The 13,886-nt window shown below is 60.7% G+C and carries 13 protein-coding genes; 11 read left to right on the top strand and 2 right to left on the bottom strand.

Going from position 1 to position 13,886, the window contains the following annotated elements:
• Nucleotides 1-2: 2 nt before the first annotated feature.
• From ubiU to JF539_RS20345, 3 genes are read left to right on the top strand one after another with little or no spacing between them, the layout of a single operon-like run.
• Nucleotides 3-989, top strand: a complete 987-nt coding sequence (gene ubiU / locus JF539_RS20355; RefSeq protein ID WP_207142862.1) for a ubiquinone anaerobic biosynthesis protein UbiU — start codon at nucleotides 3-5, stop codon at nucleotides 987-989.
• A 3-nt stretch (nucleotides 990-992) separates the two neighbouring features.
• Nucleotides 993-1,904, top strand: a complete 912-nt coding sequence (ubiV, locus tag JF539_RS20350; protein ID WP_207142577.1) for a ubiquinone anaerobic biosynthesis protein UbiV — start codon at nucleotides 993-995, stop codon at nucleotides 1,902-1,904.
• Nucleotides 1,877-2,263, top strand: coding sequence for a hypothetical protein (locus tag JF539_RS20345; protein ID WP_207142576.1), 387 nt, complete (start codon nucleotides 1,877-1,879; stop codon nucleotides 2,261-2,263). Before ubiV ends, JF539_RS20345 begins: the two co-directional genes overlap by 28 nt.
• Before the next feature lie 26 nt (nucleotides 2,264-2,289).
• On the opposite strand, the gene JF539_RS20340 is transcribed toward JF539_RS20345, so the two are convergent.
• Nucleotides 2,290-2,970: an NnrU family protein gene (locus tag JF539_RS20340; protein ID WP_207142575.1), complete on the bottom strand. Its 681-nt coding sequence runs from the start codon at nucleotides 2,968-2,970 to the stop codon at nucleotides 2,290-2,292.
• 204 nt (nucleotides 2,971-3,174) lie between these two features.
• On the opposite strand from JF539_RS20340, the gene JF539_RS20335 reads away from it, so the two are divergent.
• The 8 genes from JF539_RS20335 (at nucleotide 3,175) to JF539_RS20300 (ending at nucleotide 13,394) form a co-directional block, all read left to right on the top strand.
• On the top strand, nucleotides 3,175-4,395 hold the full coding sequence (locus JF539_RS20335) for an NnrS family protein (protein WP_207142574.1): 1,221 nt from the start codon (nucleotides 3,175-3,177) through the stop codon (nucleotides 4,393-4,395).
• A gap of 279 nt (nucleotides 4,396-4,674) precedes the next feature.
• A complete protein-coding gene (locus JF539_RS20330) occupies nucleotides 4,675-6,876 on the top strand; it encodes a 4Fe-4S binding protein (RefSeq protein WP_207142573.1) in 2,202 nt (733 codons plus the stop codon).
• A 30-nt stretch (nucleotides 6,877-6,906) separates the two neighbouring features.
• Complete coding sequence (gene nosZ, locus JF539_RS20325) at nucleotides 6,907-8,817, top strand: TAT-dependent nitrous-oxide reductase (protein WP_207142572.1); 1,911 nt, start codon at nucleotides 6,907-6,909, stop codon at nucleotides 8,815-8,817.
• A gap of 2 nt (nucleotides 8,818-8,819) precedes the next feature.
• Entirely contained in the window at nucleotides 8,820-10,103 is a 1,284-nt protein-coding gene (locus JF539_RS20320; RefSeq protein WP_207142571.1) for a nitrous oxide reductase family maturation protein NosD, read from the top strand.
• The gene (locus JF539_RS20315; RefSeq protein WP_207142570.1) at nucleotides 10,100-11,005 is read left to right on the top strand and encodes an ABC transporter ATP-binding protein; all 906 of its coding nucleotides are present in this window, start codon (nucleotides 10,100-10,102) and stop codon (nucleotides 11,003-11,005) included. The genes JF539_RS20320 and JF539_RS20315 overlap by 4 nt, the downstream gene beginning before the upstream one ends.
• A 3-nt stretch (nucleotides 11,006-11,008) precedes the next feature.
• Complete coding sequence (locus tag JF539_RS20310) at nucleotides 11,009-11,839, top strand: ABC transporter permease (RefSeq protein ID WP_207142569.1); 831 nt, start codon at nucleotides 11,009-11,011, stop codon at nucleotides 11,837-11,839.
• Nucleotides 11,836-12,384 carry a nitrous oxide reductase accessory protein NosL gene (locus tag JF539_RS20305; protein ID WP_207142568.1) on the top strand — a complete coding sequence of 183 codons (549 nt, stop codon included), beginning with the start codon at nucleotides 11,836-11,838 and terminating at the stop codon, nucleotides 12,382-12,384. The genes JF539_RS20310 and JF539_RS20305 overlap by 4 nt, the downstream gene beginning before the upstream one ends.
• A complete protein-coding gene (locus tag JF539_RS20300; RefSeq protein WP_209017463.1) occupies nucleotides 12,381-13,394 on the top strand; it encodes an FAD:protein FMN transferase in 1,014 nt (337 codons plus the stop codon). The genes JF539_RS20305 and JF539_RS20300 overlap by 4 nt, the downstream gene beginning before the upstream one ends.
• Nucleotides 13,395-13,432: 38 nt before the next feature.
• Here JF539_RS20300 and JF539_RS20295 read toward each other — a convergent pair whose 3' ends face one another.
• A complete protein-coding gene (locus JF539_RS20295) occupies nucleotides 13,433-13,843 on the bottom strand; it encodes a hypothetical protein (RefSeq protein WP_207142567.1) in 411 nt (136 codons plus the stop codon).
• Between the last annotated feature and the right edge of the window lie 43 nt (nucleotides 13,844-13,886).

The following is a 13,886-nucleotide window of genomic DNA, read 5'->3' as shown; positions in this document are numbered from 1 at the left end:
GGATGGAGCTGGTCTGTCCTGCGGGAACGCCCGCCACCTTGCGGGCGGCCGCCGATGCCGGCGCTGACGCGATCTATTGCGGTTTCGCCGACGAGACCAATGCCCGGAATTTTCCAGGTCTGAATTTCTCTCCCGAGGAACTGTCCGTGAGCGTCGCCTACGCACACGAGCGAGGCGCCAAGGTTCTGGTTGCTATCAATACATTCGCGCAGGCCGGAAACACCGGCCTCTGGAAACAAGCCGTCGACAATGCCGCCGCCTGCGGCGCGGATGCGATCATTGCCGCCGACATCGCCGTCCTGGACCATGCGGCGGACAAACACCCGGACGTGCGCCTGCATCTCTCCGTTCAGGCCGCGGCCAACACCCCCGAGGCGATCGGGTTTTATACAGAAACATTTGGTGTCAGGCGGGTGGTGCTGCCACGAGTCTTCAGCGTTCCGGAAATTGCGGCTCTCAACCGCGAAATCGATGTGGAAACGGAGGTCTTTGTCTTCGGCGGCCTGTGCGTCATGACCGAAGGACGCTGCTCACTGTCGTCTTACGCGACCGGCAAGTCGCCCAACCTGACCGGCGTCTGTTCGCCACCCGATCACGTCGATTACGCGGAAGACCGGGCAGGACGGATGAAAGCGCGTCTTGGCGGTTTTACGATCGATTGTTTCGAACGAGGTGAGCCCGCCGGGTACCCAACTCTCTGCAAGGGACGCTTTTCCGCACTCGGACATACCGGGTACCTGTTTGAAGATCCGGTCAGCCTGAACGCCTTCGAACTGCTGGAAGAGCTTGCAAAGGCCGGTGTGACGGCTTTGAAGATCGAGGGGCGGCAACGTGGCAAGGCCTATATCGCCAGCGTCGTGAGCGCGTTCCGCAAGGCCGTCGACGGACTGTCGGGCGGAGCTGACGCGAGTGCTTCGATCGCTGCCCTGAAAGCCCTGTCCGAGGGTGGACAGCAGACGACCGGTTCCTACAGAAAAACGTGGCGATGACTCATGACGGACACCTCTCCCATCGAACTGGCTCTGGGCCCGTGCCTGTTCAACTGGCCAGCCGAAAGGCTCCTGGACTTCTACAGACGGATCGCCGAGGACGCACCAGTCGACCGGGTTTACCTTGGCGAAGTCGTCTGCGGAAAACGCATGCCGTTCAACGATCCCGTGTGGCCCGAGGCGATCGATGTCCTGACACGCGCGGGAAAGGAGGTCGTGCTGTCGACCCTCGCGCAACCGGTCAACAAGCGCGAGCGGAACATACTCGTTCAGCAGGCGGCTTATGACATGGCGATCGAAATCAACGACATGTCCATGGTCCCCGCCTGCAGCGGCCGTACTTTCACAGCCGGACCGTTTCTCAATATCTACAATGAAGCCAGTCTCGGATTTCTCTCCGCCCGAGGCGCGGTGAGCTGGTGTCCGCCTGCTGAACTCCCGCTCGCCTCGATCCAGAAGATCGCCGCGCTTGTCCCGGAAGTGGATGTGGAACTCTTCGCTTTCGGCAGACTGCCGCTGGCGCTTTCGTCCCGCTGCTACCACGCAAGGGCACACGGATTGCGCAAGGACTCGTGCCAATTCGTCTGCGACAAGGACCCGGACGGGATGGACGTCGCAACGCTTGACGGAGCGCGATTTCTGGCAGCAAACGGCATCCAGACCCTTTCAGATGCCTGTCACTTCGCGGGACTTGCCAGCGGGCAGCTCAGGGCGGCCGGTATAAAACGGCTCCGCCTGTCGCCGCACTCGCTCGACATGACCGGTGTCCTGAAAGCATTCCGGGCCTTCCTGGATGGCGCCATCGACGCTGGCGGCCTGGAAGCGCGCCTGACCGAAATGGATCTGCCCGGTCCCTTGTGCAACGCCTATCTAACCGGAGATCCGGGATGGAAGAAGATCGCCCTTCCGGCCTAGTTGAAAACGGGGCCGCCTCCGATGAGAGCTGCTGCGATGTGATGGAGCAGATCCATCGCGAATTGGCGCGGCTCGACATGCCGTGTACCTGCAGGGACCAGCTGGACCGGACAATCGTCGCGATAGAAGCCTGGCGGAAACTCAGACTTCGCAAGGAGCTGATCCGGACTATCGTCACGGATTATGCGCAGCTCGATTCAGGCATTGCGTTCATGTCGGACCTTGCCCGACTGGAGGAGCAGCCTTTGAGCGCGCAGGAAATGCGCGACCATGCCGAAAGCCTGAAATTCCTCGCCGATCGCGCCGACCGCTGCGCCAGACACCTCACGGAACTGGCCAGGCTCTCTCCGAAGACATGACCCCTGCGCCAGCGCGCATGCCGGCTTCACCAGATCGATGCGAGCGGATCCACGCCCGCGAACACCGGGTGAAGGAGCAACAAGAGGATGTAGACGGCGGCAGCCGCCGCAAAGCGTTTCAGGACGGCTTTCGAGTGACCAGGCAAGACGGCGCCGGATTGCATCTGCAGACGCAACGCTTGCCAGCCTTCTCCCTGCTCGCGCCGTTTTCTCTTGTCGATGATTTTCATGCCTGCCAGGGAGAAAACGGCGAATGCTCCGAACAGGATCACATGGGCGAGATTCCCGTTCGGGACAATATGAGCCCCCGACCACAGCAACAGAGCAACCAGGATCGGATGGCGCATCCATTTGACAATTCCCGGGTGCTGCGGATCGAAACGTTCGTTTTTGAACCCCCCGAAGGAAAACGGATTGGGGCAGCCGATGGAGAAGGCCAGGATCAGGCAAACGGGAAGCATGGTGATGACCGGAACGAAGTTTTGCCAGGGAGCCCAGGGCCAGAGCTCCACGTAAGGCGCGGCTTGCGCAGCCTCCATGAGCCACCAGAGAATCCCCAGGGACAAAAGCGAATAGGCGGCGGAAAAACCGCCGGGCTTCAGAAAGCCCACCAGCACGGGCCGGACCGGCGGGCGGACAAGAAGCACATGAGACGCGAAGAAAACGGCAAAGGCCGCAATGAAATTCGTCCAGCCGTCTTCCGTCATGGGGCACCGTACTCGTGTCAGCCGATAGAGCGGAGGTTCAGGCCCGCTCCATTTTCTGATTTTTAAACTCATAATTTTTCGGCCTCTTGACGATGGTCAAGACCCAGGCTTTTCAAGTCTGTGAATATGCCGGCAGGCAGTCCCGGCGAAAAAGATGCCGGGACATGGCACTGAGTTATGGCTCTCCACTCGTGAGGCAGGTTCATGTCGGCAGCGCTTCATTCGCGGCAAACCAACAAGTCACCCCGTATCCCGACCGTGTTTGCTGCCGGGTTCCGGTTTTATTTTCTGGGTGCCGGACTTTTTTCCGTTTTTGCGATGCTTGCCTGGTTCATCTGGCTCGGGGTTCATGCCGCCGGAGGCGCATTCGTCGCCGTTCCCATGCGCATGGCACCCCATCTCTGGCATGCCCATGAAATGATGTTCGGCTACACAGCTGCCGTCATGGCCGGATTTTTCGTAACGGCGGTGCCGAACTGGACGGGGACCGACGAACCGAAAGCCAAGTTCATCGCCTTCAGCGGGGCGGTCTGGTTCCTAGGCCGCCTTGCCGTCTGGTTTTCTGCCGTATTCGATCCGGTAGTGGTCGCACTGATCGATCTTGCCTTCATTCCCATTCTGTCTACAGCCATTCTCGGCCGTCTCGCACAGAAGTCTCAGATGCGAAACCTTGTGTTCCTGTTTCTGCTGGCCGCTCTTTTTACCGGCAATCTGATGATGCATCTGGACTGGATCGAATGGACTCCGGGAGATGCGGAAGCCGGTGTCCGTCTCGCGATTTTCGCAAGTGCTGCGATGATCGTCATTGTCGGAGGCAGGGTGGTGCCCGCCTTCACAAGAAACGCCTTGAACAGACAGGGACATGGAGGGGCCCTTCCCCAATCGCATGCGATAGCGGACAAGGCGGGCATCCTGTTTGCGATGCTGACGACGCTCGCAAGCCTGCCTTTCGTCCCATTTCAGATCCTCGCCGGACTTTGCATTGCCACCGGTGCGGTCAACTTGCTGCGCCTTGCCGGCTGGAAAGGGTGGACGACCCTGAAGAACCCGATCCTCTGGATCCTGCATATCGCATATCTGCTGACGGCAGGTGGATACCTCATCTACGGTTTGAGCCTGCTGACGAACATGCTCAGCGAAACCGCCGCGCTTCATCTTCTGGCGATCGGCGGGATCGGCGGCATGACGCTGGCCATGATGACGCGGGCGTCCCTCGGTCATTCCGGCCGTCCGCTGACGGTATCCGGGCCGGTCGTTCTTGCTTACGGACTTCTGATCGCAGCCGCGCTGGTGCGTACCTTCGCGCTGCCCGTCCTGGGCTACTTCGAAACCGTATTGTTGTCGGGCTTTCTCTGGGTTGTCGCCTTCAGTCTTTATGTCGGCGTCTATTTCCCGATTCTGACAACGCCCAGGATGAGAAAATAGACCGGCACGCGCCCGAAGGTTGCTCGGACGCAGCGACGTTTCGGGTTGCGTGCAACAGGAGTCGAATTCAGTATTAGAAAGATATGAAATCCGATATATATTTATAATTCCGCTTTTTCGGGATTTCATTTTCCAACTATACTTTCATATATTATAATATAGTGAAATTTAACTTTATGTTTTTTTACATTTACTTGACCAGCGTCAATTCCAAACCGGTCTGACTGTGCGACTGAACTGTCGAACAAATATAACGTCGAGCGGTTCGGAGGCTCTTAAGTGCCACGCTGCCTGCAAAAATTCGCTGTTTTCCTCTGCTTCGCCCTCGCGGCAACTCTGACGGTCACGGAACAGTCCTTCGCATCGGATGTCGGACGCTTCCTGGAGACGACTTCCGTCTCCGAACTGGTGCCTGGTGCAGAGACCTATGGCGCGATCCGGGAGGACGCTCCGGTCGTCCCGGCCCTGAAGGGCGGCGAGACGATCGGTTGGGTTTTCCTGACCTCGGACTTCGTTTCGACAACGGGATACTCCGGCAAGCCGATCCACACGCTCGTTGGCGTCGATCCGAATGCCGTACTTACCGGGGTTCGCCTGGTGAAACACTCCGAGCCGATCGTTCTGATCGGGATCCCGGACAGCAAGATCAAGGCCGTTACCGAGAAATACGCCGGCCTCGACCTCAAGGCCGAGGCCGAAAGCGGCGGCTCCGCGCACGATCTGGACATCATCTCCGGGGCGACCGTTACCATCATGGTCATCGACGATTCAATCGTCCGGGCCGGATTGAAGGTCGCGCGCGCGCTCGGTCTGGGCGGACTTGCCGTCGAGGCCGGACCATCCGGTCCCGCGAAGGAAATCGATGCTTCGAAACAGGATGTTCAGGACTGGATGACCCTGACCGGCGACGGGTCGGTTCGCCGTCTGTCGCTCGACGTCGCTCAGATCAACCAGGCATTTGCCGAGCAAGGCGATGCACGGGCCATTGGCCGTCCGGAAAGCGGTCCGGAGACCGATACCTTCATCGATCTTTATCTCGCACTCGCCGATGTGCCCTCCATCGGACTGTCCCTGCTGGGAGACGCGGAATACGCGAACCTTCAAAAGCGACTGAAGGAGGGAGAGCACGCGCTTCTCGTCATGGGGCGGGGTCGCTATTCCTTTAAGGGATCGGGCTACGTGCGCGGAGGCATTTTCGACCGCATCCAGTTGATCCAGGACGACATTTCCGTACGGTTCCACGACCGTCAGCAGACCCGCGTCGGCGAGATTGCCACCGACGGTGCGCCAGCCTTCACCGAAATGGACCTGTTCATCATTCCGGCGGATTCCGAGTTCGATCCCGCCGGGGATTTCCGGCTGCAGCTTCTCGTTCAGCGGGCCGTCGGGCCGATCGACAAGGTCTTTCTGACCTTCGACCTCGGCTACAGACTCCCGGAAACCTACCTGAAAACGGTCGCCCCACCGGAAGGAGCCGCGCCACGCGATCCGGCCGATGGAGCAGCGGCCGCAGACGACGGCGCTCCGCGTGCACTCTGGGCGCGCATCTGGGACGACCGGAAAACCGATGTTGTGGTTCTGGCAACCGCGGTCGGCGTGCTGACGCTGGTGTTCTTTTTCCAGATGCAGGTCACGCGCAACGAGCGCTTCACCTTCTGGTTCCGCATCGCCTTTCTGACCTTCACGCTCGTCTGGCTGGGCTGGATGGAAAACGCTCAGCTCTCCGTCGTCAATGTTCTCGCCTTCTTCTCGGCGCTGACCACCGATTTCAGCTGGGATGCCTTCCTGATGGACCCGCTGGTCTTTCTGCTGTGGTTTTCGGTGGCGGCTGCCCTGCTCTTCTGGGGGCGCGGCGCCTATTGTGGCTGGCTTTGCCCCTTCGGCGCCCTGCAGGAACTGACCAACAGGCTGGCGAAGTTCTGCCGCATCCCCCAGTTCGAAGTTCCCTGGGGTTTGCACGAGCGCCTTTGGCCGATCAAGTACATGATCTTTCTCGTGCTGTTCGGACTGTCGCTTTATTCGCTGGATGTCGCCGAGCATTACGCCGAGGTCGAACCATTCAAGACCGCCATCATCCTGAAGTTCCAGCGCGCCTGGCCGTTCGTTCTCTTCGTTGTCGTGCTTCTGACCGCCGGCCTGTTCATCGAGCGCTTCTACTGCCGGTACCTGTGTCCGCTTGGCGCGGCTCTGGCGATACCGGCAAGGCTGAGGATGTTCGACTGGCTGAAGCGCTACCGCGAATGCGGCAATCCGTGCCACCGCTGCGCCAACGAATGCATGGTCCAGGCGATCCATCCGGAGGGCCACATCAACCCGAACGAGTGCCTGAACTGCCTGCATTGCCAGGTGCTCTATCAGCACGACCAGAAATGTCCCGTCTGCATCAAGAAACTGGCGAAGAGACGCCGTTTCGAGAAGCAGACAGGTCTGGCGAAACCGGAAACGGAGGCGGCTGACGCCCATCCGGTTCCCGCCGAATAACCTTCACGAGGCAAACGAAGGAGTATAGCCATGAAGGAATCTGAAGAAAAACGAGGCGTATCCCGCCGGGATCTTCTGGGCGGTACTGCCAAGACCGCCGTCGTCGCAGGAATGGGTGCCGTCGCCGTTTCCGGTGCCACCCCGGTTTTCGCGCAGGACGGTCACCAGAAATTCGAACTCTCTCCCGGAGAACTGGACGAATATTACGGTTTCTGGTCGTCAGGCCAGACCGGAGAGCTGCGCATTCTCGGCGTCCCGTCGATGCGCGAACTGATGCGCATTCCCGTCTTCAACCGTTGCTCGGCGACCGGCTGGGGCCAGACCAACGAGTCGCTCAAGATCCTGACTGAGGGTCTGCTCCCCGAAACCAAGGCCTATCTCGCCGCTCAGGGCAAGGTCACCTATGACAATGGCGACCTGCACCACCCGCACATGTCGTTCACCGACGGCACCTATGACGGACGCTATATCTTCGCCAACGACAAGGCGAACACCCGCGTTGCCCGCATCAACTGCACGACAATGAAATGCGACAAGATCCTCGAGATCCCCAACGCGCACGACATTCACGGCATGCGGCCTCAGAAGTATCCGCGCACCGGATATATCTTCGCCAATGGCGAGCACGAGGCTCCGCTGGTCAACGACGGCAAGATCCTCGACGATCCGTCCAAGTACAGCTGTATCTTCACGGCGATCGACGGCGATGAAATGAAGGTCGCGTGGCAGGTGCTGGTTTCCGGCAACCTCGACAACTGCGATGCCGACTATCAGGGCAAATACGCCTTTTCGACCAGCTACAACTCGGAAATGGGCATGAACCTTGCCGAAATGACCGAAAACGAGCTGGATCACTGCGTTGTCTTCAACATCAAGGCGATCGAGGACGCGGTGAAGGCCGGGAACTACGAGGAGCACAACGGCGTGCCGGTTCTCGACGGACGCAAGCCGGCCAATTCCCAGTTCACCCGCTACATCCCGATCCCGAACAGCCCCCACGGCTGTAACGCGGCTCCGGACAAGAAGCACATCGTCATCAACGGCAAACTGTCGCCGACCGTCTCGATCATCGACGTGACCAAGGTGGACGCGCTGTTCAGCGACAATGCCGACCCACGCTCGGCGGTGGTCGGCGAGCCGCAGCTCGGCCTCGGTCCGCTGCACACGGCGTTCGACGGCAAGGGCAACGCCTTCACCACCCTGTTCCTGGACAGCCAGGTGGTGAAATGGAACCTGGACAAGGCGATCCGTGCCTATGCCGGGGAAGACGTCGATCCCATCATCTCAAAGGTCGACGTCCATTATCAGCCCGGCCACAATTCCACGTCCATGGGCGAGACCGCGGAAGCGGACGGCAAGTGGCTGATCTCGATGAACAAGTTTTCAAAGGACCGCTTCCTGAATGTCGGTCCGCTGAAACCTGAAAACGAGCAGCTCATCGACATTTCCGGCGACGAAATGAAAGTGGTTCATGACGGACCGACTTTCGCCGAACCGCATGACAGCATCATCGTACACAGGTCCAAGGTGAACCCGGCAATCGTCTGGAACCGGGACGACCCGATGTTCGCGGATGCGATCAAGCAGGCCGAAGCAGACGGCGTGGACCTTGAAAGTGCCGAGGACATCATTCGCGACGGCAACAAGGTGCGGGTCTACATGCACTCGGTTGCACCGACCTTCAGCCTCGAGAAATTCACCGTGAAGCAAGGAGACGAGGTCACGGTCTATGTCACGAATATCGACGATATCGACGACCTGACCCACGGCTTCTGCCTGTCGAACTACGGTGTCGCCATGGAAGTCGCACCTCAGGCCACGGCATCGGTGACCTTCGTCGCCGAGCGTCCCGGCGTGCACTGGTACTACTGCCAGTGGTTCTGCCACGCTCTTCACATGGAGATGCGCGGCCGGATGTTTGTCGAGCCAAGGAACGTCTGACCATGCAACGCGCCCTGTTCAAATTTGCGGGACAAGTAACCGTTCTTGCCGCGTTTATCGCGGCCTGCGGAGCCGCCGCGGCGAAGGACTGGTCCGTTGCCGCCGAACAGGGTGCCTTGCAAGACGTACTGAAAAAAGCACAGGCCGGAGACGTTCTCCGGCTTGCGCCCGGCGATCATGACGGTCCGATCGTTCTCGACAAAGCGGTTACCCTGACCGGCGCGGGTACTGCCCGTGTCGTCGGCGACGGAACGGGCAGCGTCATTACGGTCACCGCGCCGGATGCGGCTATCATTGGTCTGACCCTGACGGGGTCGGGGCTTTCGCAGGAAACCCTCGACGCCGGTGTGAAGCTCACCAAGACCGCCCATCGAGCGATCGTCCGGGACAACAGGATCCTGAACAACCTGACAGGTGTCGATGTCCATGGCGCCCGCAACGCCGTTGTCGCCAACAATCTGATCGAAGGCCGGCAGGACCTGCGCATGAACGAGCGCGGCAACGGGATCTACGTCTGGAATGCACCTGATCTTCTGGCCGAATTCAACACGATCCGTTTCGGCCGGGACGGGATATTCGTCAATACCAGCCACAAGGACACATTTCGAAACAACCGGTTCGAAACGCTTCGCTTTGCGGTTCACTACATGCATGGCAACCGGGGCGTGATCGAAAACAACGTCTCCGAAGGCAACGACATTGGCTATGCGCTGATGTTTTCAGACCGGCTCACTGTCCGCGGCAACCTTTCGATCGGTGACCGGAACCACGGTTTGATGCTGAACTACGCCAATCATTCCAAAATCCGGGACAACCAGGTTGAGGGCGGCGGCGAGAAATGCCTGTTCATGTACAACGCCAACAAGAACGAGGTCACCGGCAACCTTTTCCAGGGGTGTCCCATCGGCATTCACTTCACCGCCGGGTCGGCGAATAACGCGTTCAGGGAAAACGCCTTCGTCGGCAACAGGACGCAGGTGAAGTATGTCGGCAGCCGCCAGCTCGACTGGAGCACCGACGGACGCGGAAATTTCTGGAGCGACCATCCGGCCTTCGACATGAACGGCGACGGCCTTGCCGATACCGCCTACCGTCCGAACGACATGGTCGACCAGGTCCTGTGGACCCAGCCGTCGGCCAAACTCCTGATCGGCAGTCCGGCGGTCCAGCTTCTGCGCTGGACCCAGTCCCAGTTTCCGGCCCTTCTTCCCGGCGGGATCGTCGACAACGCTCCGCTGATGCATCCACCGGCACGGTCCGTGCCGAATTCGGGAGTCCAAGGATGACTCAACCAACGCTCAAGGTGCAGGACGTTTGCAAATCCTTTTCCGGTTACAAGGCCGTGGACCGGGTTTCCTTCAGCCTGAGCCCCGGCGAACGCATCGCCTTGCTCGGTCACAACGGCGCCGGCAAGACGACACTCTTCAAGCTCGTTCTCGGCTTCCTGAAAAGCGACGGCGGCGGCATCTCGGTCCTTGGCGCGGCTCCAGGCAGTCATGAGGCCCGCCGCAACACTGCCTATCTGCCCGAGTCGGTCGCGTTTCCGGCGTCACTGACCGGCAAGGAAGTCCTGGTCTTCTACGCCCGTCTGAAGGGGGAAAAGCCCTCCGGGGCGATGGATCTGCTGGAGAGGGTCGGCCTTGCGGATGCCGCGAAACGCCGGGTCGGCACTTATTCCAAGGGCATGCGTCAGCGTCTCGGACTTGCACAGGCGCTCATCGGTCATCCGCGTCTTGTGCTTCTGGATGAGCCCACTTCCGGCCTCGATCCCGTTTCCAGACAGAATGTCTACGAACTGATCGGTGAAATCGCCAACCGGGGTACGACGGTGCTGCTCTCGTCCCACGCGCTGACCGAACTCGAGGCAAGAACCGACAGGGTTCTTATTCTCTCCAAGGGACGGCTCGTCGCCGATGACGATCTCAGCCGGTTGCGTACCCAGGCCGGACTGCCGATCCGCCTGAAGGTCTGGACCCGACCGGAAGACCTTGCCCAGGTGTCGGAAAGCCTGGGCGGCGGACGCGTGAACGGCCGTTCGGTCGAGTTCGACTGCCGCGCCGATGACAAGATCCGCACGCTCTCGGCGATCGGCGCCCTGGGAGATCTGGTCGAGGACGTTGACGTTCACGCCCCGAGCCTGGACGACGTCTACCGGCATTTTTCCAACGCGGCTCAAAAGGAGACCTGACCAATGCTCTCCCGAATACTCACCGTAGCCGGACAGGAAATCCGGATCGGTATCCGCAACAGGTGGATCCTGCTTGCCGCGGTCATTCTTGCGGTCTTTTCGCTGGCGCTCGCCTTGCTCGGATCTGCGCCGGCCGGAACGCTGGGTGTCGACCGCCTGACGATCACGGTTGCCTCGCTGGCGAGTCTTTCCGTCTATCTGGTTCCGCTGATCGCCTTGCTTCTGGCATTCGACGCCATTTGCGGCGAGGTCGAGCGGGGCACTTTGCTCATGACCCTCTCCTGCCCGATCTCGCGCTTCGAATTCCTCCTCGGCAAGGCTGCCGGTCACACGCTGGTTCTGTCTTTTGCACTCGTGGCCGGCTATGGGTTGACGGCGGGTCTCCTGGTTCTGCTCGGATCGGGGTCCGTCGCCGGGCTGACGGATTTCCTCCGCCTGATCGCGACATCGATCCTGCTCGGCATCTGCTTTCTGGCCGTCGGGTATCTGCTGAGTTCGCTCACCCGGCAATCCAGAACCGCCGCGGCCGCCTCGATCGCCGCCTGGCTGGTGCTGGTCGTGCTCTACGACCTTGCACTCCTCGGCGCGCTGGTCGCCAACCCGAGCGGCGCATTCGCATCCGAGTTCTTTCCCTATGCGGTTCTGATCAACCCCGCGGACGCGTTCCGCCTGTTCAATCTTGCAGCGCTCGGCGCAAGCGACCTGGTCGGCGGGATGGCCGGCGTCACGGAAGCTCTTCCGTTCGACCCGGCCCTCGCGCTCGCCTCCCTTGCCGCCTTTGCCGCCCTGACATTTGCGGCTTCGGTCCTGCTCGTACGGAGAATTGCACCATGAAAACCGGTCTATCCGTTCTCTTTGCCTTCCTTCTGTTGACCGCGTGCCAGGAGGAGGCGCAGATCGCCAGGCCCGCGGCGGTCGCCCTGACACCGGAAGCCGCCGGCCACTATTGCCAGATGACGGTTCTGGAACATGACGGTCCCAAGGCGCAGATCCACCTGACGGGAAACCCGAACCCGATCTGGTTCACCCAGGTTCGGGATGCCGTCGCCTTCAGGCTGTCTCCCGAAGAACCGAAAAACATCGCCGCCATCTACGTGAACGACATGGACAGGGCGGAGACCTGGGCGCATCCGGGAAAAGACAACTGGATCGACGCCGAGCAAGCCTGGTTCGTCATTGGAAGCACAAGGAACGGCGGCATGGGCGCGCCGGAAGCCATCCCCTTCGGCAGCGAAACCGGCGCAGCACGGTTCGCGGAAGGCAACGGTGGCAGCGTCGTCCGGCTGGGAGAGATCCCGGAAAGCTACGTCCTGGGGTCTGTCGAACTTTCTTCGGCTTCCCCTTTGCCGGCCGAAAGCCGGAACGAGGTTCCGAAATGACGCCGGGCAGACCGAATTCGAACCGGATGGACCGCAGGCGGTTCCTCAAAATCTGTGCGACCGCCGCGGCCGGCCTCGCGCTACCGGCAGCCGCGGCGGCCGGGACCGCATCGCTGCACCGCTGGACAGGAATAGCGCTTGGCGCCCGGGCGGAAGTCAACCTCATCCACCACGATGCGGAAGAGGCCCGCCGCTTGTTCTCCATGGTCGAGGCGGAAATCCGGCGCCTGGAAAACATCTTCAGTCTTTACAGACCCGAGAGCGAGCTGTCTCGGCTGAACCGGACCGGACGGCTCCAGGCGCCGTCTTTTGAGATGCTGGAGCTCCTCGGCCTTTGCAGCCGAATACACGCGGTCACTGCCGGAGCCTTCGATCCTACAGTCCAACCCTTGTGGCAGTATTACGCGCAGAAGGCCGTTGGGGAAAAACACGCCGGCAGCTTTGCCGAAGCCAGGAGCCGGACAGGCTTCGGGAATGTCCGCGTCCTGCAGGATGAAATCAGTCTTCTGAAACCCGGCATGGCGCTGACGCTCAACGGAATTGCCCAGGGGGCGGTTACCGACAGGGTGGCGGCATTGCTTTCAGCCAACGGGTGCCGGAACGTCGTGGTGGATCTTGGCGAAATATCTGCCCAGGGACATGGTCCCGATCCAGTCGACGCCGGCCACGAAGCCGGCTGGTCCGTCACCCTGCGCCCGGCCCCTGAACGCGACGGCTCCAGGGTTGGAATCCAGCTGGCAGATGCGGCGGTCGCAAGTTCGGCGCGGCGCGGCACGACATTCGACCCGGAGGGACGCCAGTCGCACATTCTCGACCCGAGAACCGGGCTGACGGTCAAAAACGGGCTCGCCGGGGCAAGCGTCGTGGCGCGCACGGCGGCCATCGCCGACGGTCTATCGACAGCAGCGCTGGTCTGCCGCGAGAGCGATCTCAAACGGTCGCTGGCTGCCTTCGACGGAACAAGGGCCTTTGTGGTCCGCGATGACGGCACTCAGGGGTGGGTCGTCTAAAGCTTCTGACGACAGGCGCGATTTACCGGCGAGCTCAGTCAACAGGCCGGGCGCGCCTTCCTCAAAGCCTTCCAGGCGATCCATGAATTGACGGCCCAAAGAGCGGCTCTGAACGTCAACGCGAGCCAGGTTCTTGTCTCGTAGGCGTGCCCCAGGATGACATGAACGGCAAACGCGCAAATGACGGCCACCGTACTCGCAAGGATCGCCAGGGCGAGCCAACAAGCCCACCGCTTTCGCCGGAGCATCCCGATGCCTGCTGCCATATAGGCCGCACCTGCCAGAAAATTGAACCAGACGACAAACCGGACGGCATCTCCGGCGAGTTGCATAGCAGTCTGCCCGCCAAACAGGACGAAACCGCCAGAAACAACGGTCAGCGCACCGAAGAGCAACGCAAAGCCACCTGCTATTCGTAGCGCATTTTTAAATGGCGGCAGTCCGGTCATTCAATGCCCTCTGCTTGAATTGCGCCCGGTTCAGGCCAGAAAA

The sequence above is a fragment of the Roseibium aggregatum genome, from assembly GCF_017309185.1.
Lineage (GTDB): Bacteria > Pseudomonadota > Alphaproteobacteria > Rhizobiales > Stappiaceae > Roseibium > Roseibium aggregatum_B.
The sequence above is the reverse complement of the archived record's forward strand: the minus strand, read 5'-3'. Positions and strand labels throughout refer to the sequence as shown.